Annotated in this window: 27 protein-coding genes and 1 pseudogene; 18 read left to right on the top strand and 10 right to left on the bottom strand. The window is 51.8% G+C overall.

Going from position 1 to position 23678, the window contains the following annotated elements:
- Positions 1–22: 22 nt before the first annotated feature.
- Together MPF33_01570 and MPF33_01565 are read left to right on the top strand one after the other, a co-directional pair.
- Complete coding sequence (locus tag MPF33_01570; protein MCI2413931.1) at positions 23–805, top strand: DUF973 family protein; 783 nt, start codon at positions 23–25, stop codon at positions 803–805.
- Between the two features lie 57 nt (positions 806–862).
- Positions 863–4270, top strand: a complete 3408-nt coding sequence (locus MPF33_01565) for a thermopsin (protein ID MCI2413930.1) — start codon at positions 863–865, stop codon at positions 4268–4270.
- Between the two features lie 24 nt (positions 4271–4294).
- On the opposite strand, the gene MPF33_01560 is transcribed toward MPF33_01565, so the two are convergent.
- The gene (locus MPF33_01560; GenBank protein ID MCI2413929.1) at positions 4295–4528 is read right to left on the bottom strand and encodes a DUF504 domain-containing protein; all 234 of its coding nucleotides are present in this window, start codon (positions 4526–4528) and stop codon (positions 4295–4297) included.
- A 74-nt stretch (positions 4529–4602) separates the two neighbouring features.
- Between MPF33_01560 and MPF33_01555 the strand changes: the two genes are divergently transcribed.
- Entirely contained in the window at positions 4603–5535 is a 933-nt protein-coding gene (locus MPF33_01555; GenBank protein ID MCI2413928.1) for a glycosyltransferase family 2 protein, read from the top strand.
- Positions 5536–5546: 11 nt separating this feature from the next.
- Here MPF33_01555 and MPF33_01550 read toward each other — a convergent pair whose 3' ends face one another.
- From MPF33_01550 to MPF33_01530, 5 genes are all read right to left on the bottom strand, one after another.
- Positions 5547–6092, bottom strand: a complete 546-nt coding sequence (locus tag MPF33_01550; protein ID MCI2413927.1) for a DoxX family membrane protein — start codon at positions 6090–6092, stop codon at positions 5547–5549.
- Entirely contained in the window at positions 6073–6996 is a 924-nt protein-coding gene (locus MPF33_01545; protein MCI2413926.1) for a hypothetical protein, read from the bottom strand. The genes MPF33_01550 and MPF33_01545 overlap by 20 nt, the downstream gene beginning before the upstream one ends.
- A gap of 9 nt (positions 6997–7005) precedes the next feature.
- Entirely contained in the window at positions 7006–8223 is a 1218-nt protein-coding gene (locus MPF33_01540) for a YncE family protein (protein MCI2413925.1), read from the bottom strand.
- 90 nt (positions 8224–8313) lie between these two features.
- Entirely contained in the window at positions 8314–8646 is a 333-nt protein-coding gene (locus MPF33_01535) for a sulfur reduction protein DsrE (protein ID MCI2413924.1), read from the bottom strand.
- On the bottom strand, positions 8621–8974 hold the full coding sequence (locus MPF33_01530; protein MCI2413923.1) for a hypothetical protein: 354 nt from the start codon (positions 8972–8974) through the stop codon (positions 8621–8623). Before MPF33_01530 ends, MPF33_01535 begins: the two co-directional genes overlap by 26 nt.
- Positions 8975–9256: 282 nt before the next feature.
- Here MPF33_01530 and MPF33_01525 point away from each other — a divergent pair, with 282 nt between their 5' ends.
- The 8 genes and pseudogenes from MPF33_01525 to MPF33_01490 all read left to right on the top strand — a co-directional run bounded on the left by MPF33_01525 (position 9257) and on the right by MPF33_01490 (position 14258).
- Entirely contained in the window at positions 9257–10201 is a 945-nt protein-coding gene (locus MPF33_01525; GenBank protein MCI2413922.1) for a sulfurtransferase TusA family protein, read from the top strand.
- Positions 10202–10241: 40 nt separating this feature from the next.
- A complete protein-coding gene (locus MPF33_01520; protein MCI2413921.1) occupies positions 10242–10460 on the top strand; it encodes a sulfurtransferase TusA family protein in 219 nt (72 codons plus the stop codon).
- An 89-nt stretch (positions 10461–10549) separates the two neighbouring features.
- Positions 10550–10801: a sulfurtransferase TusA family protein gene (locus MPF33_01515; GenBank protein ID MCI2413920.1), complete on the top strand. Its 252-nt coding sequence runs from the start codon at positions 10550–10552 to the stop codon at positions 10799–10801.
- 3 nt (positions 10802–10804) lie between these two features.
- On the top strand, positions 10805–12058 hold the full coding sequence (locus tag MPF33_01510; protein MCI2413919.1) for a YeeE/YedE family protein: 1254 nt from the start codon (positions 10805–10807) through the stop codon (positions 12056–12058).
- 3 nt (positions 12059–12061) lie between these two features.
- A pseudogene (locus MPF33_01505) lies at positions 12062–12319 on the top strand (hypothetical protein).
- Between the two features lie 220 nt (positions 12320–12539).
- Positions 12540–12872 carry a DsrE family protein gene (locus tag MPF33_01500; GenBank protein ID MCI2413918.1) on the top strand — a complete coding sequence of 111 codons (333 nt, stop codon included), beginning with the start codon at positions 12540–12542 and terminating at the stop codon, positions 12870–12872.
- A 282-nt stretch (positions 12873–13154) separates the two neighbouring features.
- Positions 13155–13937 carry a plastocyanin/azurin family copper-binding protein gene (locus tag MPF33_01495; protein ID MCI2413917.1) on the top strand — a complete coding sequence of 261 codons (783 nt, stop codon included), beginning with the start codon at positions 13155–13157 and terminating at the stop codon, positions 13935–13937.
- Positions 13938–14258 (top strand): hypothetical protein, encoded by a 321-nt coding sequence (locus tag MPF33_01490; protein ID MCI2413916.1) that lies wholly within the window; start codon positions 13938–13940, stop codon positions 14256–14258.
- Positions 14259–14280: 22 nt separating this feature from the next.
- On the opposite strand, the gene MPF33_01485 is transcribed toward MPF33_01490, so the two are convergent.
- Positions 14281–14652 carry a hypothetical protein gene (locus tag MPF33_01485; GenBank protein ID MCI2413915.1) on the bottom strand — a complete coding sequence of 124 codons (372 nt, stop codon included), beginning with the start codon at positions 14650–14652 and terminating at the stop codon, positions 14281–14283.
- Positions 14653–14779: 127 nt separating this feature from the next.
- Between MPF33_01485 and MPF33_01480 the strand changes: the two genes are divergently transcribed.
- Entirely contained in the window at positions 14780–15862 is a 1083-nt protein-coding gene (locus MPF33_01480) for a HoxN/HupN/NixA family nickel/cobalt transporter (protein ID MCI2413914.1), read from the top strand.
- A 45-nt stretch (positions 15863–15907) separates the two neighbouring features.
- Entirely contained in the window at positions 15908–17392 is a 1485-nt protein-coding gene (locus MPF33_01475) for a PDZ domain-containing protein (protein MCI2413913.1), read from the top strand.
- On the opposite strand, the gene MPF33_01470 is transcribed toward MPF33_01475, so the two are convergent.
- The gene (locus tag MPF33_01470; protein ID MCI2413912.1) at positions 17389–18525 is read right to left on the bottom strand and encodes an MFS transporter; all 1137 of its coding nucleotides are present in this window, start codon (positions 18523–18525) and stop codon (positions 17389–17391) included. The two genes, MPF33_01475 and MPF33_01470, sit on opposite strands and share 4 nt — an antisense overlap.
- A 99-nt stretch (positions 18526–18624) precedes the next feature.
- Between MPF33_01470 and MPF33_01465 the strand changes: the two genes are divergently transcribed.
- From MPF33_01465 to MPF33_01445, 5 genes are all read left to right on the top strand, one after another.
- Positions 18625–19179: an MFS transporter gene (locus tag MPF33_01465; GenBank protein MCI2413911.1), complete on the top strand. Its 555-nt coding sequence runs from the start codon at positions 18625–18627 to the stop codon at positions 19177–19179.
- A complete protein-coding gene (locus tag MPF33_01460) occupies positions 19130–19267 on the top strand; it encodes a hypothetical protein (protein ID MCI2413910.1) in 138 nt (45 codons plus the stop codon). The genes MPF33_01465 and MPF33_01460 overlap by 50 nt, the downstream gene beginning before the upstream one ends.
- Before the next feature lie 228 nt (positions 19268–19495).
- Entirely contained in the window at positions 19496–20239 is a 744-nt protein-coding gene (locus MPF33_01455) for an exodeoxyribonuclease III (protein MCI2413909.1), read from the top strand.
- Entirely contained in the window at positions 20236–20793 is a 558-nt protein-coding gene (locus MPF33_01450; protein MCI2413908.1) for an ADP-ribose-binding protein, read from the top strand. The genes MPF33_01455 and MPF33_01450 overlap by 4 nt, the downstream gene beginning before the upstream one ends.
- A 194-nt stretch (positions 20794–20987) precedes the next feature.
- Positions 20988–22397 carry an MFS transporter gene (locus tag MPF33_01445; GenBank protein MCI2413907.1) on the top strand — a complete coding sequence of 470 codons (1410 nt, stop codon included), beginning with the start codon at positions 20988–20990 and terminating at the stop codon, positions 22395–22397.
- Here the strand turns inward: MPF33_01445 and MPF33_01440 are convergent.
- Together MPF33_01440 and MPF33_01435 are read right to left on the bottom strand one after the other, a co-directional pair.
- Positions 22394–22843, bottom strand: coding sequence for a ribonuclease HI family protein (locus tag MPF33_01440; protein MCI2413906.1), 450 nt, complete (start codon positions 22841–22843; stop codon positions 22394–22396). The genes MPF33_01445 and MPF33_01440 overlap by 4 nt on opposite strands.
- Before the next feature lie 22 nt (positions 22844–22865).
- A complete protein-coding gene (locus MPF33_01435; protein ID MCI2413905.1) occupies positions 22866–23675 on the bottom strand; it encodes a M56 family metallopeptidase in 810 nt (269 codons plus the stop codon).
- Positions 23676–23678 lie beyond the last annotated feature (3 nt).

Below are 23678 nucleotides of genomic sequence, written 5' to 3'. Positions count from 1 at the left end.
AATTGGATCCAAATACTGTGTTATGGAAGTAAACCAAGGGTTTAAGGACTTAAAAGAGGGCTCACTTTATGTTACGATCTCCATCGTAATTCTCCTAGCCATCGTGGGCATGGCCTTCCTCCGCTTCACCTTGCTATCGTTGCTTGTACTCGTCATGGAACTGGTATCCTATGCCTTGTTCGTCCTGGGCCTCTCAAAGCTCAGGGTAGGACTGCTCAGGGTGTCGGAGACCGGTAGGAGCCTAGGTAACCTGGGTACTAACGTGTTCGTGCTAGGGGCGTTGTCCCTCATCTTCAGCGACGTGTATTCCCCTTTACTTTACTTGGGCTCTGTGCTAGTTGCAGTGGGAAACGGCATCGTGGGCTACGCTGTGTATAAGGTGGGAGAGGAGTATAAGGACGAAAAGTTAAGGCTAGCGGGGGTCATGATAATTGGCGTCCTTAGCTCCGTGGTGGGATATCCCATGTGCTACTTTGCCTCCTCCGAGATGTCCGCCAAGTCCTTCGAAAGAAGGCAGACGGTAACCCTAGAGGTAAGCGACAAGAGCGTCGGCTACGGGTGGCTTAGAAGTACTGGTGAAGCCGAGGTCACCTTGTTCTCCTCGACCGAGGCGGAAATAGTGGACGTCTTCCTCTTGGGTTTCCCCTTAACTCAAGTTAGCACGAGGAAGCTGGTTCCAGGGGAGAACAAGGTCTTCCTCAAGTTTCAGATAGCAGGTTCCTTGGTACCGGGGAACGTTTACGTCGCGGAGTTCAGGCTTTCCGACGGAACCGTGAAAAGGGCATCCCTTGTCTACGAGATATGACCTCAACCGTTTTCTCCTTAGAATATTTATTAGGGACTATGTATTATTGTTACCAACATGAAGGCATTCCTTTTCGTTTTCCTCGCCTTTATTTTAGTCGCAAACATAGCCTCCTTTCTAGTTCACTCACAGCCAAGCTCCTCTGACCTAACTCAGCTCCACTACGTCAAGAAAGCCTACGCCTTTCCGCCAGTCCCGCCCAACGAGTCACTAGCAGGGAGGACCGGGGAAGTGAACATATACTCCTTTTATACGGGTGAACCCGCCCCCATGGGGATAGCCGACTACGGTGTGGGCCCATACGGCCCCTACAAGACGGAGACCACTCAGCTCCTCGGCTCCGTGTATGTGGGCTACCTCTCAGCTACTACCCCAAGCGGTAACCCTGAGGTAGCGTTCCAGCTCAACGGGGTCTTGAACTACCAATACAACGGCAATACCTACGCCCTCTGGGTCCAGGACGTGTTGGTGTACAACACTGAGACCCACTCCGCCACGGTGACGGACAACGTGTGGAACTTCACTTCCCCTTACGCCTGGGTTAACTCCCTCCAAGGTAACGGGGCCCTCTGCACTTATGGGAACCAGACGTTTTACTCTTACACCTACATGACAACCTATTTAGTCCCTCCTTTCACGTTCTACTTGCTGGTCAACGTCACTGAGAACTCCGCTGGGCAACCAGTTCTGTACTTCTGGGCCAACCTAGGGAACGGGTGGGTAAACTTCGACAAGGTGACAATCTTAAACGTCAAGGGAGCGTCAAACGTCTACTTTTTGGTGGACGGGGACAAGTACACGGGTTCTGGGAACATGTACGACATAGAGCTCGTCATGGGAGGGGTGGGGGGTACGGCAACCTTAACCTCCTCGTACGTTTTCATGAACTTGGAGTACTGGAATGGCCACAACTTTCAACAAATAATCAACGCCTACAACTTCGGTAGCGACACAGCAGATACCGTGGAAAACGCCCAAGACCTCCCATACTACCTAAACCAGATGACGGGGACGCTCCAGGCAGGAATTGAGGCAGGGAATGGAGGCCTCGACGGCTTGTGGAACTTCACGTTCATGGGGTCCTTAACGGTTAACGCGCCTATCCAGTCAGGTTACGTGCTGGTCTACTTGACAAAGTACGGGTATAACTCCTCCTATGCTCAGGAGGCAATACCTTTCACGGACTACGGGGCAAAGTTCAGCCTCTTGGAGGGAGACTACGCCGTCCTAGTCTACAACCAGAAACACCAGCTGGTAGGGGAGGCCACGGTGGAAGTGCAGGGTGGGGTTTACGAGGGCACTGGAGTGGCTAACTTCTCCGTGTCCTTGCAGTCTCCAATTTACCTAACCCAGGATGGAGTCCAGGAAATCCCAGTACAGGTCAACGCATATGGTTCCGTGGAGTTCTCGCTCAGCGCCCCTGGGGGAATATCTTACACTTACAGCACTTCCGGTTGTTTCCAGGGTAACGGCACCGAGGTAGTGTGGGTGGGTGTGTCATCCTTGTCCCCGGGCATCTACTACGCCGCCTTAACCGCCACCCTCTTCCCGGGCTTTTCCAAGAGCGTACAAATACCAATAGTGGTGCTCCAGGGCTTAGAGGCTGTCACCTTTAACTACTCCTATGTAGGAGCACCCCTTCCCAGTCCCCCAACGGTAACGCTCAAGTTCCCCAACGGCACAGTGATAAACGCGACTATGCCCTTCTCCGTCCAAGTTCCGTCTGGCACCAACTACACCGTGGAGGAGTCGATGACGTTCCAAGGGGTCAGGTGGGCTACGCCCGTGAGCTCAGGGGAGGTACCGACTACCCCCGATGGCGTCTACTCCTTTAACTTCACCTACTACAAGCAGGACTTGGTGACGTTCACCTTCTCCGTTGTAGGCGGGGGAAACTACGGGGAGCCGGAGATAGAGGCGGAGTCCTTTGGCCAGTTTGAGACAGTCCTTCCGGGGACATACTGGGTGGACTACGGCTCCCCATATTCGTACCCCTCTGAACTGCCTTACTCCACCTCAAGCGTTAGGTGGGAGGCTACTGACTGCCAAGGGATTGTAACGTCCCCCGGCAAAGTGTCCGTTACCTACTACCTCCAATACTACGTTAAGGTAGTAGGGCAGGGTAAGGCTTACGCTTTGGTGGACGGGAAGAACGTGACGTTCACTTCAGGCTGGTACGACGCTGGCGCTCAAGTGCAGATAGAGCAGGTACCTTACTACTTGGGTAGCGGGGAAAGGCTTTTTGTGGTTGGGGCCAGCTCCTCCATGTCCTTCATCGTCGACTCCCCAATGAAGGTCGTCTTGGACCAAGTGGTGCAGTACTACGTTGATGTGGAGTCTAAAGTGCCCGCTTACGCCTTGGTCAACGGCACCAACACCACCTTGACCTCCGGCTGGTACAACGCAGGTACTAAGATAGAGGTCGAGAACGTCACATACTACCTCAGTCCTGACACTAGGTTCCTCTTGCTTAACGTATCTCCCTCACGGTCGCTCACCGTGGGCTCCTCAACCACCTTGTCTCTGGACTACGTGGAGCAGTTCCTCGTCGACGTGACTCCCTCTGGTCTAGTGCACGCAGAGGTGAACGGGAAGGAGGAGCCGTTGACCTCCGGCTGGTACAACGCTGGGTCAAACGTCACCGTGTACCCCTTGATGCAATACAACGGCACAGAGGAAAGGGTAGTGGTAGTATCAGTGAGCCCCTCCAATTCCTTTAAAGTGGACGAACCCACGAGTGTGCACGTAAACGCCGTTGTCCAGTACTACGTCTACGTAAACAGCCCAATACCTACGTATGCCCTGGTCAACGGCACCAACACCACCTTGACCTCCGGCTGGTACAACGCAGGTACTAAGATAGAGGTCGAGAACGTCACATACTACCTCAGTCCTGACACTAGGTTCCTAATTGTGGGCATTAGCCCTAGCCAGCTTACGGTGAAGGGGCCGGCTGAGGTAAACGTGTACGTGGAGAGGCAGTTCCTCCTACAGCTCAACGTGGACTTCCCCGTTAAGGCGCTCATAGACGGCGTCTTGGGCTACGTCACATCGAATAGTTGGTTTAACGAGAACACCACGATCCAAATACTGAACCAGACGTACTACGTAAACAAGGAGGAGAGAATAATAATAACGGTAGTGTCACCGCTGAGTGTCACAATGGACAGACCGGTAACGCTGACCGTCAACTACGTAAAGCAGTACCTCGTCGACATTAACGGCAACGAGAGCTGGGTCAACGCTGGAAAGACGATCCTTCTGGAAAGCAACCTGCCATTCTACTTGCTGGGAAGGTTCGTTGGAACGTTCAACGTCTCCACAGGGGCTAAGCTGGTAGTAAACGGGCCCATACACGAGGTGCTTAAGGCGGAGCCCAACTGGCTGTTTGTAGCAGGGATAGTTGCGGTAGGGGCTGTGATAGGAGTAGGAGGACTAATGGGAAAAAGGAGGAAAGGTGAGTAGTCGTAGAGGCGTATAAGCTGGCACTCAAGGACTCCCTACTCCTCTCTTCCAAGTTGGCCTACCTTTTTTCCTGATCTCCCTCACCCTGTGTATTGGTATAACCATGTCGTCGTTTAAGTACACGTAGTTCTTGTCCACTCTGGAGATAGACGTGAAGGGTATTTCGGTCAACCCCTTGAACCTGTCCCAGACCACCAGCATGTAATCCTCTAGGGGCCCCTTAGACCACAGTACCCTATTTATCTCGTCCCTTATCACAGTTTAGCCTACGCATTTGTAGTTAAAACCTTTTCACCTCCGAGGTTTTATATTCCAGTAGGGAAAGAGGAGAGATGAAGCGCTGCCTCTACGGCACAGTTTACAATAACGTCAACAACGTCAGGGACAGCGTAAAGTCCTTTTTCTCCCCCATTTACGACAAGATAGTGATAGTGGACTCGTTCTCCACTGACGGGACTTACGAGACCCTAAAGGAGATAGAAGGGGACTACAACTTGACAGTTTTAAGGTACAGGTCGACTAGGGGGAAGGGGAGGGACTACGCCTTGAGGCACTGCCCAGACAACTCCGTCACCGCCTACGTCGACCTAGACGCAATATACAACAGGAACCTAGAGAAGCTCATCTCCTTGGACAAGGACAAGGTGTCGGTAACCTTGGCACAGGGGACCTTCGTGGCCAGGAAGGAGACTATACTAAACTCGGGGGGCTGGAAGGACCTCTACACGGGCGAGGACTTGGAAATGGTGACGAGGGTGGGGATAGAGGAGTACCTCCCCCTTCTGATAGGGGAGAACGCTAAAGTGAAGGGGTTCAGGGAGAACAGGTACGCCACGTCTAGCCTAAGGAGGTTGATGAGGACGTTTAACGTCACTGTGGACTACCTTAGGGCTTCCTACAACTTGTCGGACTTGAGGAAGTGGAAGGGGTCCACGTTAAAGTACCTGCCCTTCTACGTTGTCGCCTTGGCAAAGGGCAGGCTCATGAACGACAGGAGGCTCAGCAACGCCATGTACGAGTTCTACTTGCGGGTAACCCACTTGAGGAACCCCCAGGAGTACGGCTTCAGTGGTGAGGACGTCTTGTTCCACTACCCGTCGTGGATGGTGAAGATCGTGGAGGGCAAAACTGGGATAAAGGTGGACGAGGAGGTGAGGTCAAGGTTACGCGGGGCAAAGGAGACAACCGTAACGCGAGGAAAGCACTTGTTCAAGGTCTTTTACTACTCCGACGAGGCCTTGGAGAGGCTGTTGAACAAGGTCTAGCGTGTTCTAAGTTACACGCCAACGCCGTACAAGTAGAGCCACAAGACCACCGCCACGTATATCGCTACCCCCGCCATTACTAGGTACTTGGAGTTAACTACCCGGGTCTTCCTCTCCAACGCCCGATCAAGCGAGTACCTTCCAGCCCCGTAAGCTATGAAGTAGGCGTCAAGCAACATCATTAGCAAGTTTATTCCGAACTCCTCAGCACCGGTCCAAGAGGCGGAGAGGAAGTATATTAGGTTAGTAGCGAAGGCGGTTGTACCGCTCAATCTAACCCCTAGGCCTAACAGGAAGCTCAGCCCAAACGAGATCTCGCCCACCATCACCAGTACGCCAGTGAGTATAGGGTGGGGAAACGCAACCGCGTAAAGAAAGCCCCTAATTGGGGACCCTTGAGCAAAGTACAAGATGGTTAGCCCAACGTAGTCGTTGGAGTTGGGGTTCAGGAAGCCTGGGTTGAACAACTTCCCTAGGACTCCCGCGTTGAACCAGATGGAGGCTAAGGACAACCTTAGGGCTAGGCCCCAGAAGTCGTCAACGTGTAACCTGCTCACCCATCATCGCCTCGTTCACGCGTTTTGAGACCAAGTAGATGTAGTAGGCAGAGACGGAGGATATTGCGACCCCCACTATTACCGGGGAGAGGAGGGTCAGCGCTTGGAGTACGCCCCCTGTCCAGGCCCCGAGAACGAAGGTCCCGTACTTCCATGTCAACCCCTTCGCCAACGGCAAGGTAGCGGAGGAGAGGTAGAGGAGGGAGTTAATTGCCGTGGGGGTGAGGCAACATATGCCGGCTATTGTCCCAATGGAGGGGACTGACGCTGTCAAGAAACCCCCCACCGCGCTACCAGCCTGGAGCCTAAAGGAACGCGGCACGGGGAACCTGTACAAGTTGAGAGACACGTAAACCAACGACACAAAGTAGTAGGAGAGGATCATGGAGAAGGTGAGGAAGGCGTCCACTAAGACGCCCAGGGCGATCATGGCCCAGTTCTCCACCAACTGCACGTTACCTACGCTTACGACGTTTATCCCTGAACCCTCGTATGTAATCGCGGTTAGCTTTACAAAATAGGAGTCCACGTTTATTCCTGGGATCAGTAGTAGCCCTGAAACCACCAGGAACGAGATAAGGTAGGAGATGGAGTACACCAGGATGAGAACCCTCCCGACCCTGTCCCTAAACATGGCCTTCAATACGCTCCTTATCCCCATTGGCCCCCTGACTAGGATGAACCTTGACCCCTTCCTCCTGTAGAGGAATAGGCCTAGGACTACGGAGGCAAAGATCGAGGAGACAGAGAAGGCAATGAAGGGGTAGGCAAAGGTCTGTTGGCCTGTGTCAGCCAAGGGGGAGTACCAGAGGCCAAGTACCCTGAGGCCGTTCACGATTACGGGAAAGATGACCGTAGAGTCAAAGAACAGGAAATAGTAAAAAATTGGATTGACGCCTTTCATTTCCCCCACCTAACAGTGTAGCCCAGTGACCGGAGGTAAGAGGACGTTGTCCACCAAGTAGGTAGCAGCTGGTATCTGGATGGGCAACACTATGGCGGGGGCAGTGGTAAGGGGGACTTCGTAAGTAACGCTCATGGTAGACAGGGATATCAGCGCTATTATCCCTCCTGTCTGGACGTTTCCGTGAATTACCACGAAGGCGTAGCTACCCCCTGGGGTTATGCCGATTTCAGCGAGCCCCGGGGAAGAGGTGGAGGGAAGCGTTATGTTTTGGGTCACGGTGTAGGTAGAGGTAGATATGACCACCACTTGGTTTGCGTTGCTAGGCGCTTCCAAGTAGTACTGTCCGTTAGGCGTAAAGGTCCCCCTCTGTGGCACTAGCTTGCCTGGCATCTTTACCATCCCCAAGAACTGTAGGTTGGGAAGGGAGTAGAAGCCCACAGAGTCGTTCCCCGCGTACTCCACTGCCAACATGTTGCCTTGTAGGTTGGGGCTGAGCATGTAGGGCTGTGAGCCAGGTGACGCTGACAGGATCTTTATCACCTGCCCATTACCGGCGTTTATCTCGTCGACGCTGTTGTTGAACCTCATGGGAACGAGTATGATGTTGGGGTCTGCTGGGTCCCACCTTACGTCACACGGGTAGTAGGTTCTCCCTGTGGTCGACACAAAGGTGTCCTTCCACACCACTTGGAGGTTGGCGACGTTTATCAGCTCAACCACTCCAGAGGGGCCGTCGGCTATTGCAATTTCCTGCATGTTGGGCGAGTACGCGACGCCTATAAAGCCAGGGGAGTTACCCACGGCAAACTCCTTTACCACCTTCATGTCCGAGGAGTTGAAGACGAAGACTGTGCCGTTGTTGAGGGGCATGAACACGTACTGGCCCAGCTTGACCGTGGAGTTGTAGGGCATCTCCTCCCAGTAGTAGACCTGCGTTGGGACGCTGGTGGAGATGTTTACGACGTGCTGGAAGCCGAGGAAGCTGTCTGATGACGAGAACGGGTTAACGACCATGCTTATCCCCTTCTGGGTCAAGACTAGGAAGTAGAAGTTGTTGTTGGGGGTTGTGCTACTGCTCCCAGAAGACGACTGGGACGGCGAAATAGACGTTGAGACTGGCGTGGGCGTCGTGGTGGTTGGAGTCCTCAGCATTACGTACGCGGAACCAAAACCCACAGCTATTATGACCACGAAACCGACTAACAACAATAGCTTATAGTTCATATGGTTTAACTCAAAAATAACGTATAAAAGTTTAGCTTATTTATAAACCTTTGTTTTCTTTACTTTCAGAAATACGTAAATTAGTTGTATTCAGATGGTGATGACTAGGTCGATCTCGTCTATAACTGCCTTGTAGAAGTCTGGGAAGCAACCTATCTTGGCCTCATCTATTAGCTTGTCCGCCAAGTTCCTCATGTAGGTGCACTGGTCGCAGGCTTGGAGGTATATCCCCTTCTCCCTGCTCAGCTTCCCTAGCCTCTCGGCGAGAGGGTTTCCCTTCATGAGGAGGTAGACGTTGTTGTCTATGAAGAACATGCCCTTGACCTCCACGTAGTGCCTCCCCTCTTCCAGCTGGGGGACTATCATCTGGCCCAAGATGTAGTTGCCCAAAGGGGACTCAACTATGTACGCTACTCTCTTCAAGTATCCTCACCATCTCTCTCGCTATTTCCCTGGAGAGCTGGCTTACAGTGAACCCCTTTACCTCTTCCAACGCGTGCACCGCCTCCTCTAAGCTTAACTTACCCTTCTCGTTGAACACTTGGCACAAGCGCTCCATGGTTATTACCGCGATAGGACACTCTGTACTTACGTAGGTAAGCTTACCGTCGCTTAAGTAGAGCTCCACTTTTCTCCCCTGGACTTCTACCTTTCCCAGCTTCCTCTTCCCCTTACCTTGGTACAGCCTCCTTAAGAGGTAGTCAGAGGCGTACTTCCTCTCCAAGGCGCAACCGCACGCATCGCGTTCCATAATTTTATTCTAAAATTTAATGCTTAAAAATATTTCAGTAAAAAGGTTTATAAATATAAAAATGAACAGATGAATTACGGTTTATACGGTTTAAGTGAGGAACTTAACGCGGTAGAGCGTGAGAGGTGACAAGACTACACGTGGAGGCTTAAATAAGGCCCAGAGTTGACGTCTATCCCCCCGGACTCTCAGCAAAAGTAACTACGGGGAGGAGGTCTACCTCAAGCGTTTTAAGAGTTATTCGTTGATGTTTTATATAGTTGGAGCGTAAAGTTTTTGTTAATGATAACTAAAATTAACATTCAAGATTTCTCCCCTTTACTTGACGTAGAGAAGTACGGCAGACTATACATGTTGAAGGACGTGAAGAAGCTGGACTTCGGTTATAGGGCAAAGCTATCCATATTCAAGAAGGACTTCAACGTCTTCGTCAAGGCGAAGTCCAGCTCTTTGGAAATAATGGAGGAGGGAGGGAAGTTCGTCATTACCGTCAGCTTTAAGGGCAACGAAGTAGCAGTTGACTTCACAGCCATATCCCCTCTCTACGCCCTCCTTACTCCAGTGGAGTTCAAGATCTCCAAGAACATAGAGGCCTACGCCAAGGACATATGCTCTAGGGCGATTAGGCAGGTCTCCAGGAAAGACCTCGCAATACTAGAGGTCTTTCGGACCGTCCCCTCCAAGACCCTGGACCTCAGGGGAACATCTTGCCCAGTGCCAGAAATAGAGGCGAAGAAGGCTATTCTAAGCTCAAGGCCCTTTGATCCCATCGAAGTCCTAGTAGATCACCCCGCGGCAATACTCTACACCTTGCCCGAGGTAGCTCGTGTGTTCAACTGCAGGTACGAGGTGAGGAACATGGGAGATTACGCATCCTTCGTCTTCATATGCGGCAGGAAAGAAGGCAAATTGAAACTGGACTTGAGCGACGTAAAGAACGTCATGAGGAGCGAGGGGGAAATAGCGAGGCTTTACTTGCACTTTGACAAGGTCGTTAAGGAGGTAAAGGTAGATAAGATCAACTCAGAGCTCTTCGAGGTGGAGGGGACAAAACTTATCGTAGCCTCCCCTGAGGGCAGGGGGTGGTTGCTCACCTCTCTCTTCGAGGGCCCTAGACTCCTAGGGGCGAGGCTGGACTACGGAAACGTAAAGCTGTTCGATGAGGACGCCCTCAACTCCGTAATAGGATACGAGGGGCTCACTAACGTGTACTACCTGGAGCACTAAGCGATCCATTTTTAACTAACTCTCTTTATTTTTAAACTTAATGAAGACTACTCTCGATTTGACGGGACTCTGCTGCTCCATCCCCCAGCTAATGGTCTACTCCAAGGTAAAGAAAATGGTCAAAGGAGACGTGGTAGAGGTGATAGTAGAGACTGGAAGCTCACAGGAACAGGACGTGATCAACGTAATAAGGCACTTCAGTTTAGAGTACAAGGTCTTAAGACAAGGCGAGAAGTCGGTCTACTTGATAACAAAATAGAACGTTTATATCACAAGAATTAAAAATAGGGTATATAAACCCATAAATCTTTTATTCATTTATTTCGTTTATCTCTTTAGGTGTAAAAAATGAGTGAAGAACTCAAGGTAAAGAAACCAGACGAAGTGTTGGACGTAAGGGGGGAGTCCTGCCCAGTGCCAGAGATGATGGCGAGCAAGAAGCTAAAGAAGATGAAGGCTGGGCAAGTGCTCGAAGTGCTTACCGACCACCAGCCTGCGGTGGACGTGACCTTGCCTTCACTTTGCAAGTCTAACGGCTACCCCTTCGTGATAATAAAGGACGGTGACGTTTACAAGTTCAGGATAATGAAGGTGGGCTAGCGGATGCCCCCAGAGATACTCCAACCCGTTTTTTCCTATAGCTGGGCTGTGGTCTTTGGCGTCTTTGCGCTCTCTGGGTTTATCTTGGGCTGGACAGCCCAGAGGGGCAACTACTGCTTTGTCAACGCCATGACCTCAATATTCACCGTGAGGAGCTTTGAGAGGTTCGGCGCCCTCCTTATCCTCTTTGGGCTGTCTGCTTTGGGCTGTGGTCTCCTAGTCGCTGCAGGGGTTGTTCCTGCCTACGACCAATACTACTTCAACTACTTCGCTGGCTGGTACATACTAGTGGGATCGTTCATTTTCGGCTTTGGCGCTGCGCTAGCGGGAGGGTGCAACTTGTCCATGCTCTACCGCGCCGCCTCCGGTTACGTCCAGAACTGGATAGAGCTCTTCGGCATGATGATAGGTACTTACATATTCGCTGTGGGCATATGGCCCTTCCAGCTCTACACTATGGAGAAGGGCATATTCTCCACTACCTCAGGAGGGTACGTGGAGTACGTCCCTTACCTGCTCTTCCACAGCGTCTCCGGGACAACCGTCCTCCTCACTTCCCTCCTCTTCGGCGTACCTCTGATCTCCCTGGGAGTCTACCTCCAGAGGTACACTAGGGCGAAGTGGAGCGGTAAGGGTGGAGGGTTCACCTCCTTCTCCATGTCGCTCAACCGTGCAATACCGGTGAAGTCCTTTGGCGGGAACATCCCCTCACCTACTCCCCAGCCCTCTGGAGGGCTTAAGCTGAGCCAAGAGGTCAAGGACTTGCTCCTCTTGAGGAAGCCTTATGGCACAAACTTGTCCACGGTGATACTTGCACTAGACATGATCCTGGTGTTCCTCGTGGGAGCAGGGTACACCTTCAACTACTTGGTGATAACCTCGTCAGACGGTGGGAGATTCTTCGAGTACATCCTGATGCTCGCTGGAGTCCACCTCTTCCTCAACACCCCGTGGTTTAGCGACTCCCTTTCGATCGTCGACACTTCGACTCTCATGGTCGTAATGCTGTGCGTTGGGGCGTTCACCTCCTCCTACTTGAGCGGGGACTTCAAGATAAGGATTCCCAGGGAGAAGAAGAGGCTACTCATAGGCTTTATCGGAGGGATGTTGGTGGGCATAGGCGTCAGGATGGCCCTAGGTTGCAACGTTGGGCTGATGTGGACAAACTTCGCCCAGCTAGGGTACGACGGGATCATATTCCTGTTCGGCATGCTGGGAGGGGTCTACTTGGCGGTAAAGGTACAGGAGAGGTTGTGAGCCGTGAAGACCGTGTACGTGAGGAAGCTTTTGGCGCCACTTGTGCTCTCCCTCTTCGCAGTAGGGTGGTACGAGTTCAGCGTCATCTACTTGGCCAGCAACAACCAGCTAGCCCTTTCAAGCGGAGACCTAGCAGTTTATGTCATCCCACAGCAGTTCCAGGGGTACTTGACCGCTACGCTGTGGATATGCTACTTCGTAGTCTTCATGGGGCTGGCCATGTTCTGGTACAACCTAGTTAACATAGTTAGGGAGGAGGAAGGAGGCAGGTGGGAGTTCGGGGCAGTGGACTTGGCGATGCCGTTGGCAATAGCCCTAGAGCTGGTGGCCTTCTTCTACTTGGGGAACTCAGTGATAGGAGGTAACGTGGCAGTGAGGCTCTTGGGGTACTGTACGGTTCTGGGTTGCCTAATGTGGTTCTGGTACAACTCGGTAAAGTACGTGAGGGTGAGGGAAGCTGTCTGACCTATATTCCTTCTTCATGATATCTGGGGAACCGGAGAAGCTCTACATGGGCTTCATAACGGCCATAGGCTACGTGGCGAGCGGGAACAGGGTGTACATGTTCTTCACCATGGACGCGTTAAAGGGGGTCACAAAGGAGGCAGAGAAGATAGTCCTGCAGAACGCCAAGCCCCTGAAGTACTACATAGACAACCTGTTGGACATGGGAGACGTCGAGATCTCTGCATGCGAGTTCGGAATGAAGGTAAAGGGAATAAGCGAGGAAGAGCTAATGCAGGGGGTTAAGGTAAGCGGAGTGTCGGAGTTTGCTCTGAAGAGCTCTGAGTCCAAAGGAGTGCTCGTTTTTTAGACCACCATTAAGGCATTCAGACAAAAGGACAGACTTTGTCGTCGCTGATAAGAGACCTTAAGGAAGGCATCATAGTACTTTCTGATCCCGTCTACTTCCACGTAGTAGTTAAGGCTATTGTGAGGTCAACGCCTCGCTCAGAATGGAGCGGTCAGCTTCACGTAGAGTCGCGTCTACTTCTCATACTTTACAGATTCAATGAAATGAAATCTAAAAAGTAGAAAAAATCCTAGTGGAAATACTTATTATTGTCCCCCTTCGAATATACTTAGTTGAACTGTCATGAATAAACTCCTAAAGGTAATAGTTGTGGTTGCTTTGGTGGCAGTGGTAGGAGTTGCCGTGGGCATCGCGTATACCTACGTATACCTACCGAGCTACTACCAACAGCAGTCCGTGAGCTACTACAACCAACAGCTCGGAATGATGGGGTACTTCAAGTCGGGAGGACCGGGCGCGATGGGCGGGATGATGGGAGGTATGATGGGTTACGGCCCAGGGTTCGAAATGATGGGCTATTACCACGGTTACGCCTTGGCCTACACTGGCCAGGTGAGCGTATCGCAGGCCGAGGCGGAAGTGAACGCTACTGGGGAGGCAAAGGTCTTTAGGTCCAACGACACTATAGTCTTTACCTCGACTGACATAAGTATAGTGGTCCTTTCCATGGGTCACGTAAGGGCACTAAACTTGACCCACTACGTACCTCCACAGAGTGCCCACTACCAACACAACGTCTTCGTCGTCATGGGACTCATCAACCCAACGATTATAGCGCCCAGCGGTGCCACGCTCCACGTAGTATTCATCAACTTGGACGCAGGAGACTACCACAACCTCGCTATAACTCCAGTCCCTCCGCCTTACCCCTACTACGCTATGATGTACGTTAAGATGGACGTGTTTGCGGTAACGCCAATGATACCCCCTGCAAACTACGCAAGTGGCTACGCCTATGAGTTCTCCTTCACCGTTACCTTGAGCTCCCCTGGAGTTTACTACTACTTGTGTGAGTACCCTGGCCACGCCCAGATGGGGATGTACGGGGAGATAGTGGTGGTGTAAGTGGAGACCTACCAAGTCCTTGGGCTTATAGGTACCCTATTTCTATTAGTGGGGGCGTTTATGCCGTTGTTTTTCTCCTTCTCGTTCATGGGCCCCGGCATGATGATGGGCTTTGGTAGGCCCTTCTTTTTCTTCCCGCTGGTTTTCGTTATGGTTCCCTTTGTGCTAGGGCTAATAGGCTCGATAATAGGGGACAGGAAAGTAGCCGGGGTACTCCTACTCCTGGCATCAGTCTTCTCCCTCCCCATGTTCTTCGGAGTCTTTGGGGTCTCCTTCGTCCTCTTGCTAATAGCGGGGATACTAGCCTTAACTAGGTCTTAATCCCGGGCTCCTTGCACGTCTCCTACAGCAACTCGGCCCACTCCTTTCCCTTTGCCTCTTCGCAGTACTTCCTAAGTTCCCTAACCTTTTCCTTATCTAAGAGGTTGTAGACTTGAAGCAACGTGGAGTACCAGACAAGCCTCCTCACGTTTAAGTCGCTGTCCATTAGCATCTCAAGGAGGCACTTCTCCCTCTCCTTAACTTGCTCCGCCGGCACCTTCCCCAAGTACTCCGGCAACAAGTTCCACGCCCTATACCTTGTACCGTGGTCCTCAAAGCAGAGCAAGTCCAAGAGGAGGTCAACATTACCAGACCTAACCAGTTCCTCGACTTCCAACCACGCCTTGTGCTTGTCTTCCCTATCCTTTGACTTTAAACGGTCTAAGAGGTCCACAATCCTCCTAGAGCTTTAGGGCTAAAAAGTCTCCTAGACTTCCGTAAACGGTTAAACGGAGTTGGTAGGAAAAACAATCGTAATTAGTAGGAAAATCTTAAATATTTGGATAGGCAATCCATATATCATGGCCTCAAATAAAATTTACGTCAAGAGCGCGGCCTTTTACCTTGTGGAAGTCGTCTTAACTGCTTTCCTGTTTTTCTGGTTGGCCAGACTTTCGGAGGAAGTAGGAGACGTCGAGGTGAAAGTAAAGGGGACATTTGCCACCTTTTTTACATTGGGCGTCTTGGCCTATTTGTTTGGGTTAAGACACGCGGTTGACGCAGATCACTTGGCTGCCATAGACAACTCGACGAGGAAGCTGGTCCAGGAGGGGAAGTCCTCGACCTTCACTGGGCTCTTCTTCTCCTTGGGCCACTCCTCAGTGGTAATACTGCTCTCCGTGGCCTTGATGGTGGCGACTAGGGCAATAGAGTCGAGCATTCCCTCCTTGGAGAACTTGGGCTCAGTGGTGGGCACGCTCGTAAGCGGGGGTTTCCTCTACTTGATAGGCCTCTTGAACGCCGTCGTGTTATTCGAGATCTACAGTATATACAAGGAGGTAAAGGAGGGCAAGATGAACGAGGAGAAGCTAAACGAGGCGTTGCTTAAGAGGGGATTCATGAACAAGTTCTTTAAGAAGCTCTTTAGGATAGTGGACAACCAGTACTACATGTACCCAATCGGCTTCCTGTTCGGGCTAGGCTTCGACACGGCCTCGGAAACCGCCTTGCTCGCGATAAGCGCGGCCTCTGCAGGTGTGTTCACAAACGTCCCGCTCTGGACGTTAGCTGTGTTTCCCCTGCTTTTCACTGCAGGGATGACGCTGTTAGACACCACCGACGGTTTCTTCATGAACGGAGCGTATAGGTGGGCGTTCATGGGCAATCCCCTGAGAAAGGTGTGGTACAACTTGACCATGACCACCATCTCCATCTTGGTAGCGTATTTGGTGGGAACCCTAGAGCTCTTTGGCTTAATTCAGTCAGAGTTTAACTTAAGCGGTCCCTTCTGGAACGCTATCTCTCTCATAAACGGGGACGTCTGGTGGGGCAATATAGGGATAATCATAATCGGCACGTTTGCTGCTACTTGGGCCGTGTCCATTGTGGTGTACAAGGTGAGAGTAAGCAAGTACGAGAAGAACGTCGACAGGAAGTTCGTGTAAGTCGTTAAGCGACTAGGTTTTAACCTTGCCCTCCCTTATCTACCCATGTTCTTCCAAGCAACTCCTAGGAGCAGGTACATCGAGGTAATAGCGAAGGGGAGGGAAGGGATTGTAGTCTTTCCCACCTACGTCCCTGGATCCTACTTAATCCGGGAGCTTGAGAGGAACGTGGTGGAGATAGAGGGCGTGAGAATCTCCAAGAACAAGTTTTACGTTAAGGACACCTTCCGCTACTTAGTCTACTCCTCCAGCAAGGATCAGAGGGAGGCCATCTCGACGGACGACTACCTCTTCATCAACCCCCCAGCCGTCTTCCCTTTCTCTGAAGTTAACGAAAAGTACTGCGTCAAGCTCTCCCTTCCTGCAGGCTGGAAAGTGGCGACGACGCTTAGGCAAGAGGGGGACGCCTTCTGTGCTGACAACTACCACGATTTCGCCGACTCCCCAATAGAGGCGTCGCCTAACTTAAAGCTGATCGAGGTGGACGACATGCATGTCATCTCGACCATCGACGACGTGGACGTTGAGATTGTGAGGAAAGTGGCGGAGGAGGCAGACAAGGTAATCCAGCCCAGTAGGAAGTACGTGTTCCACTTCAGGAGGTCCGATAAGAACTTTGGAGGGATAGAGCACAGGGACACCTCAGCTATCGTCGTCCCCTGGAACAGGGAGGAGTTGGCAGTTCTCTTTGCCCACGAGTACTTCCACAGGCTGAACGTAAAGGAGCTCTACCCGGCTGACTTAAGGCACAACTACGAGCACGAGGTCTACACTGACCTGCTGTGGTTCTCCGAGGGCTTCACGGACTACTTGGCAGTGAAGGTAGCCGTGAGGAGCGGGGCAATAGATAGGAAGAAGGGTTTGGAGAGGGTGCTCTCTGCCCTCCACTCCCTCACCTTCCCTGGGGCTAAAAGGGTAAGTCTGGCTGAGTCCTCGAGGACGACGTGGATAAAGTACTATAGGCAGGACGAGAACTTTCTCAACTCCTCCGTGTCCTACTACGATGGGGGGCTCGCTCTAGCCTTCTACGCAGACGCGAAGGCGCAGAAAGGTATAGAGGAGTGCTTCAAGGCCTTGAGGGAGGGAAGCAGGGGAGGTGCCTTTACTTTTGACCTGCTGGACAGGGCAATGAGGGAGTTGGGCTTTGAGGAACTCGACCTAGCTTACAGGCCGGCGAGAGATATCTTGGAGGCCATAAGGGAAAAACTGGGACTAGAGGTCATGGACGAAGGTAAGGAGTACTACGGACTAGTCCTTGAAGGCAACAGGGTGAAGTTCGTAGAGGACGACTCTCCAGCTGACCGCGCTGGGTTATTGCCAGACGACCAGATAGTGGCAGTCAATGGGACCTCCGCGCCCTTAAGGGGGGAGGCAGAACTCCTGCTGTTGAGGGAGGGGAGAGTAAAAAGAACTAAGCTTAGTCCAGGGAGGAATCCTGGGCACTCACTGAGGCTAAAGCTAACTGGAAAGGTTGCGGAGAAGGTTTTCATGGGAGAGGTGGAGGGGGAGTACAGGTCCAACGTTGTCTAGCTTTTCATTAGCAACGCCATTAGGAAGGCCAGGAAGTTTATCGCCATTATCGCTCCTGCCCCGTAGTCCAAGGTGGCGTAGCTACTGTAGAGTGAGCCCAAGTACACCGGCAACACGGCCACTCCGACGTTTGAGACGACGCTGTACATAGAGGTCGCTAGCCCCTTCTCCTCTGGGGTCGAGGCGTAGGAGGTGACCGAGGCCAAGGCCATTGACCAGTAGGCGTTTCCGAAAAAGCCGTAGGCGAAGTACGCTACCGCCAAGAAGAGGAACGACCCCGTCAAGGGGAGACCAAGGGCAACTGCAAAGGAGGACACCATGCTCAAGAAGGAGGTCAATATGAGCCCCACCTTCCTGTTGAACTCCTCGAACGCTGCCGAAAGGAGGATTGCACCCATGGCGGAGCCCAGGAAGCCTAGGCCCCCCAAGATTCCTCCGAGGGACACCGCAACTGCTTGGGGAAGCCTCTGAAGCTCCAACACGGTAGACGCTATGCTACCGAAAAGTACGGAGGTGGAGGAAATCGCGAGTCCCACGTACCAGTTCTTCACCATCCCTGGCTTGAACACTCCCTTCAACGACCTTGAGAAGCTCTTTGGGAAGTCCTTAACTATCGCGGTCAAGGCTAGGGCAACGAAGGCTAGGGCTGAAGGGATTAGGAGGGTACCCCTAAGGCCAAATAGGGAGAAAATTGCCGAGCCCATTAGGGAACCGAAGGACATGCCCAGGAAGAGGAGGCCAACGGTTATGCCCGAGAACGTCTGTACCCTTCTTTTTAAGTACGCCTCTGCAAGGCTCCCCAGGGGGGCTACAGCCAGAGGGTACGCTATTGCGCCCAGGAGGCTGAAGGCTAGGAACTCGGCGAAGCTGGTGGACAAAGCCCTCCCAAGGAGACCCACTGACGTTAGTATAGAGGAGGCTAGCAGGGACACCCTAACTGAGAACTTGGCCGAGAGCAACCCAGCTAGAAGGCCAAGGATAGCCATTGCGTAACCGTAGGCTGAGATGAGGAGGACTACCATACTGACGGAGACCTTAAAGGTCGACGTCACAACTGGCACTAGGGGCGCCAGGATAAACCATCCAAAGCCTATGGAGAACACGAGGATCCAGTAAGGTACTACGCCTCTCACTTGAGCCTAAACTCTGCCATCCTCTTAAACTTTTTCCTAAAAGTTCAGAGCCGAACTATAGGAAGAGTTTATTTTCGTAACTTTCGGAAATCTAGGGAGATGAACAGGAACGTCGTAGTCCTCTTGATCTCTATGATAGCGAGGAGTTTAGCTGCAGGAGCCCTTGCCGTTGTCGTCGGGCTGTACTTAGTCCACGATGTGCACTTGTCCTTATCCCAGGTGGGCGTGATCTTTGGCATGGGTGCCTTTGTCACTCCCTTAATAACCTTCTTCCTAGGCCTCTACTCCGATAAGTACGGGAGGAAGAAATTGCTCACGATCGCGTTGTCCTTCCTCCCCGTCTCCGCGCTGATATTCCTTCTAACCTTCAACTTCTACCTCCTGATGGTGGCTTCCGCCCTTGGGGGCTTCGGGATAGCTGGAGGGCTAGTTGGGGGAGGAGTAGGGGCAACCGTAGCCCCAATGCAGACCGCCATCCTCACGGAGAACGTCTCGCCAAGGGAGAGGACTAAGGTCTTCTCGCTCTTCACCGTGTTGTCCAACTACTCCGGTTCAGCGGGGGGCACTTCTCGCCTTCCTCCAAAATTACAGGGAGATCTCCGCGTTGACCTTGGCCCTCTCCCTAGTCTCTGCCCTAGTTGTGGTACCAGTTAACGAAGTGTATAGACCAAGGAGAGAGGTAAAGGCTACATCTGAGGCTGACAAGGACGTGATAAATAAGAAGACAAACCTCGCCTTTTAAGGCGGGGTAAGGTTTTAAAATTGAAAAACAATATGAAACTTAGGTATAAAGAAAGTTGTCAACACGTTGAAAAACCTCTTTCCTTTCTCTTCACATCACGGGGTATCTCCCTTAAAGGGGAGTAACGCCTTAGACCTAGGCAGAACCCTCGCATGGCACGGAGTAGGTCAGCGCTGAGTAAGAGGACTGTGACTCAGTCATTTTAACTAGGATAGGAATCATTATCTTATGAAAATTGTGAGCTGGAACGTTAACGGCATTAGATCTGCATTGAGCAAGGGGCTCGTGGAGGAAGTGAAGAAGCTAGACGCTGACGTCCTCCTCTTCCAGGAGACCAGAGGAGAAGTTGTGCCCCTGGACTTCGTGGTCATGGGCTATAAGGTGATTTCCTTCCAAGCAGTGAGGAAGGGCTACAGCGGGGTTATGACGCTAACCAAAATATCCACGCTAAGGGAGGTGAAGGGCTTGGGCAAAAGGGAATTCGACGATGAGGGTAGGGTAATAACTGTGGAGTTTAAGGACTTCTACTTGTTGAACTGCTACTTTCCTAGGGCTGGGAACGGTCTCTCTAGGCTTGACTTCAAGCTCTCCTTTGACAAGGAGTTGGAGGAGTTTGCACAGAGGCTCAGGGAGGAGAAACCAGTGGTCGTGTGCGGGGACTTCAACGTTGCCCACCAAGACATTGACATGGCGTTCTACGACCCCACAATCCCTGGGCTGACCCCACAGGAAAGGGAGTGGTTCTCCCACTTCCTCTCCCTGGGCTACGTGGACTCCTTTAGGCTTCTCCATCCTAGCGAGAGGAAGTACAGCTGGTGGAGCTACCGCGGCAGGTCCAAGGAGAAGAACAGGGGGCTGAGACTGGACTATTGCGTAGTGAGCCAGGAGCTGAAGGAGAGAGTGAGGGAAGCAGACATAGTCACAGAGGAAAATATTTCAGATCACGCCCCTATATACTTAATCTTAGAATGAGGGAGTTCGAGTTAAGGAACGGGCTCACGGTCCAGCTCTTGAAGGGCGACATAACTGAAGTAGAGGCTGACGCCATAGTCAACGCCGCCAATTCCTACTTGCAACACGGAGGAGGGGTAGCTCTTGCGATAGTTAGGAAGGGAGGGCAGGAGATACAGAGAGAGAGCGACGAGTACGTTAGGAGGCACGGCCCTGTTCCAGTGGGCGAGGTAGCAGTTACTTCAGCGGGGAGGCTAAAGGCAAAGTACTTGATCCACGCAGTGGGGCCTAGGTACGGAGTTGAGGGGGAGGAGAAGCTCGAGTCAGCTGTAAGGAGGTCGCTAGAGAAGGCGGAAGAGTTGGGGTTGAGGAGCATCGCTCTCCCTGCTATATCCACGGGGATTTACGGCTACCCTCACGAGATATGTGCAAGGCTAACCGCGAATGTCCTCAAGGAGTTTAAACCTTCCACCCTAAGGTTGGTGAAAGTGGTCCTCTACGGGGACGAGGCGTACAAGGTCTTTCAGGAGGTGTTTGAGAGTGAGATGATGAGTTTTTTGGGTACTGAGGGATGATATAATTGGCCGCTGCTGAAAGTTTTTAACTCCATCCTCAACATTTTTTATGGTAATACTCGCCTTTTCCACATGTTTCTATTTTAGTTTAAATTTATCTAGAAAAGTTTTAATCATTTCAGCTTAATTTATGAGTAATATCGACTTATTCCTAAAAGAGGTATATATACGCGTTTGCGTACAAACTGTTTGCCATGTCCTCTGATATAAATAAAAAGGTAGCCGAACTAACCGCTAGGATAGATAGGTTACCCACTATCGTCTTACCTATTTCCGTGATATTGGCTCTAGCCTTTGGCTATTTCATAGCCTTGTACGACGTCATCGACATAGGACTAGCCTTCTCACCTACCTCGTTGCCATACACGGGGCTAACGGCCACGGAAGCCTCGACCGTGGTGTCAATGGGGCTCTTCGGCTACATACCCGGCGCGTTGATCTTGGGCTACCTTGCAGACAAGATAGGCAGGAAGCCAGTCCTAATACTGACCGCACTCCTCACTGGGGTAGGGAGCTTAGGAAACGCCCTCTCTGTGAACTATCCAATGTTCTTGCTCTTTCGTTTCATAACTGGTATGGGAATAGGCGGTGACTTAATCCTAGTGCCAACCTACCTAGTAGAAATGGTTCCAGCTGTGAACAGGGCAAAATACTTTAACTTGGTCTACATAGCGGGATGGGCAGGACTAGGATTAGGGCCCTTCATGGCGTCCGTAATAGTGCTAGCAAACCCGGTAATCGGTTGGAGGATAGTCTTCGCGGTGGGAGCGACCCTGGCCTTCATAGTTCTGGTCATTAGGTCACACGCCAGTGAGACTGTGAGGATGCTGGCCCTCACGGGGAAGGTCCAGGAGGCTGAAAACTTAGTGAATGAAATGGAGAAGAAGGCAATGGAGAGAACAGGGATGAGCAGTCTCCCAGAGCCAAGGCCTGTGTACTACCAAGTAAAGAAGGTCGACCCGTTCTACGTGTTCAGGAATCCAGTGTATAGAGTAAGGGTAATATTGGTGATGTTGTCAATATTCTTCTTCTACTTTGGCGAGTATCCCTACTTGACCGAGTACCTCCTGTGGACTTCCAACACGCTAGGATACAGCGGTTCCCTAGGTAGCGAGATAACCTCCCTCTTCGGTATAGCTGGGATTGCGACCTTCCTTGGTTCAATAGCCCTCAGGCCTATTGTTGAAAAGGTAAGGAGGGCAGTGCTCACTACTATCGCCTACTCCGTGGGCATGCTCTTGGGTGTTATTGTGTCGGTCTACGGGGCCGTAGCCCACGACTTGACCGTTGCCTTCCTGGGGATGTTGATAACTAACTTCATAGGAGTAGGGTGGAGCAACCAGATGAACTACTTGAACGGCACTGAGAACGTCCCAACCTACGCTAGGGCAACGTCTTTCGCTTTCTCAGACGGCGTTGCACACTTAGGTGCTGCCATATCTACGGCCATCATATTCCCGGTGATATTAGCCCTAGGTAGCTTCACCACGTGGGTCGGCTTCCAGATACCCATGGTAATAATGGGGCTAATACTAATCGCTGTACTGCCCAACACCATAAATAAGAGCCTAGAGGAAGTAAACGAGGCAACTGCAGGAGTCTAAACTTTGGGGCATCCCACTTCCCTCAACCTGTTTTTTCTCACCAGCTTGTAAGCTACTCTACTCAGTTCGTCTGCCTCCTTGTTCTCCTCCCTTGGCACCCACATTACTGTAGCGTTTAGCTCCTCCTTGAGCTTCACGGCCTTCTCGTAGAGGGGAAGGATCCTCTTGGCCTTTACCTTGTATTCCCCGTTTAGTTGTCTCACCACTAGCTGGGAGTCGCCCTTTATCACCGGAGATCTCACTCCAAGGGAGATCATTTCCTCCATTAGGCATATCACCCCAGTGTACTCCGCCACGTTGTTGGTGGAGTCTGGAGAAAAGGGCTTTTCAGCTAGCCCATACCTCTTGATAGCCCGTCCGTCGTCCAGGTAGATAATGTAACCGTATGTAGCTATTCCCCCGGGGTTTCTGGGCTCACATAGCCCGTCGAAGTAACCCACCACCATGGGAGGAACTGGAGTTTGTGGGCTAATAAGGTATAGTCCAGTTGTAGACTTCGTACTTGCTCAAGTAATTGAGCCTCTCAGCCAAGGACGGGTGGGTTCTAAATAGGGAGAAGTAGTTGCCCTGGTCTATTGAGGCCTTCATGCTGAGAGCTTGAAGGGGAGAGACTTCCTTGAGGTTCCTCCCCCTCAACAGTGCTATCTTTATCAAGGATGACTCGAGGAGGACGGCGAAGTAGGGCGAAGTCCTCACGGCGGTGAGGTCTGCCCTCTTCTCCAACACCCTGTGGACGTAGAAGAATAGAGGGAAGAGCACGAAGAAGTAGAGCGTGAACGCTAAGCCGTAGAGCCCGGGGAAGTAGGTAACTAGGATAACGTAGACTGAGTTCACCGCGATCAACGTGAGCAGGAGGATCTCGGGATCCCTGTTCTTTAGGTGGGAGAGCTCGTGCGCTACCACTGCCTCCAACTCGCTCCTGCTCAGGACGTCAAAGATGGGCCTCGTGATGGCCACCCCCCTCCAGAGCACGTTGCCGAAGGCGAATGCGTTTGGGAAGTCGACGTTGGCTATTAGCACTTTAGGCGTTTTCAGGGAGAATAGCTTGGCCACGGAGGAGACGAGGTCCTCCACCCCTGCGTCAGATGGGGCCATCTTGAAGGTTAGCCTCATGACCAGGGGAGACACCAAGTACCACATCGCGAATATGACAAACACTTGGAATATCGGAAAGAAGAGGAAGTTGACCGGTATTAGGGAGACGAACATGTCAATGATTGCAATAGTCACGGCGGAGACAATGTAGTACTTTAGCCAATATCGGAGCACTGAATGCATATG

This window comes from Candidatus Aramenus sp. CH1 (assembly GCA_022678445.1).
Lineage (GTDB): Archaea > Thermoproteota > Thermoprotei_A > Sulfolobales > Sulfolobaceae > Aramenus.
The sequence above is the reverse complement of the archived record's forward strand: the minus strand, read 5'-3'. Positions and strand labels throughout refer to the sequence as shown.

What these genes read in the sequence shown, in the direction of transcription:
- MPF33_01540 (MCI2413925.1), bottom strand. Translation starts at nt 8,223, where the DNA reads ATGAACTATAAGCTATTGTTGTTAGTCGGTTTCGTGGTCATAATAGCT.
- MPF33_01530 (MCI2413923.1), bottom strand. Translation starts at nt 8,974, where the DNA reads ATGGAACGCGATGCGTGCGGTTGCGCCTTGGAGAGGAAGTACGCCTCT.
- MPF33_01525 (MCI2413922.1), top strand. Translation starts at nt 9,257, where the DNA reads ATGATAACTAAAATTAACATTCAAGATTTCTCCCCTTTACTTGACGTA.
- MPF33_01455 (MCI2413909.1), top strand. Translation starts at nt 19,496, where the DNA reads ATGAAAATTGTGAGCTGGAACGTTAACGGCATTAGATCTGCATTGAGC.
- MPF33_01500 (MCI2413918.1), top strand. Translation starts at nt 12,540, where the DNA reads ATGATATCTGGGGAACCGGAGAAGCTCTACATGGGCTTCATAACGGCC.
- MPF33_01480 (MCI2413914.1), top strand. Translation starts at nt 14,780, where the DNA reads ATGGCCTCAAATAAAATTTACGTCAAGAGCGCGGCCTTTTACCTTGTG.
- MPF33_01565 (MCI2413930.1), top strand. Translation starts at nt 863, where the DNA reads ATGAAGGCATTCCTTTTCGTTTTCCTCGCCTTTATTTTAGTCGCAAAC.
- MPF33_01570 (MCI2413931.1), top strand. Translation starts at nt 23, where the DNA reads ATGGAAGTAAACCAAGGGTTTAAGGACTTAAAAGAGGGCTCACTTTAT.
- MPF33_01445 (MCI2413907.1), top strand. Translation starts at nt 20,988, where the DNA reads ATGTCCTCTGATATAAATAAAAAGGTAGCCGAACTAACCGCTAGGATA.
- MPF33_01475 (MCI2413913.1), top strand. Translation starts at nt 15,908, where the DNA reads ATGTTCTTCCAAGCAACTCCTAGGAGCAGGTACATCGAGGTAATAGCG.
- MPF33_01515 (MCI2413920.1), top strand. Translation starts at nt 10,550, where the DNA reads ATGAGTGAAGAACTCAAGGTAAAGAAACCAGACGAAGTGTTGGACGTA.
- MPF33_01465 (MCI2413911.1), top strand. Translation starts at nt 18,625, where the DNA reads ATGAACAGGAACGTCGTAGTCCTCTTGATCTCTATGATAGCGAGGAGT.
- MPF33_01520 (MCI2413921.1), top strand. Translation starts at nt 10,242, where the DNA reads ATGAAGACTACTCTCGATTTGACGGGACTCTGCTGCTCCATCCCCCAG.
- MPF33_01555 (MCI2413928.1), top strand. Translation starts at nt 4,603, where the DNA reads ATGAAGCGCTGCCTCTACGGCACAGTTTACAATAACGTCAACAACGTC.
- MPF33_01440 (MCI2413906.1), bottom strand. Translation starts at nt 22,843, where the DNA reads ATGGTGGTGGGTTACTTCGACGGGCTATGTGAGCCCAGAAACCCCGGG.
- MPF33_01545 (MCI2413926.1), bottom strand. Translation starts at nt 6,996, where the DNA reads ATGAAAGGCGTCAATCCAATTTTTTACTATTTCCTGTTCTTTGACTCT.
- MPF33_01510 (MCI2413919.1), top strand. Translation starts at nt 10,805, where the DNA reads ATGCCCCCAGAGATACTCCAACCCGTTTTTTCCTATAGCTGGGCTGTG.
- MPF33_01495 (MCI2413917.1), top strand. Translation starts at nt 13,155, where the DNA reads ATGAATAAACTCCTAAAGGTAATAGTTGTGGTTGCTTTGGTGGCAGTG.
- MPF33_01435 (MCI2413905.1), bottom strand. Translation starts at nt 23,675, where the DNA reads ATGCATTCAGTGCTCCGATATTGGCTAAAGTACTACATTGTCTCCGCC.
- MPF33_01450 (MCI2413908.1), top strand. Translation starts at nt 20,236, where the DNA reads ATGAGGGAGTTCGAGTTAAGGAACGGGCTCACGGTCCAGCTCTTGAAG.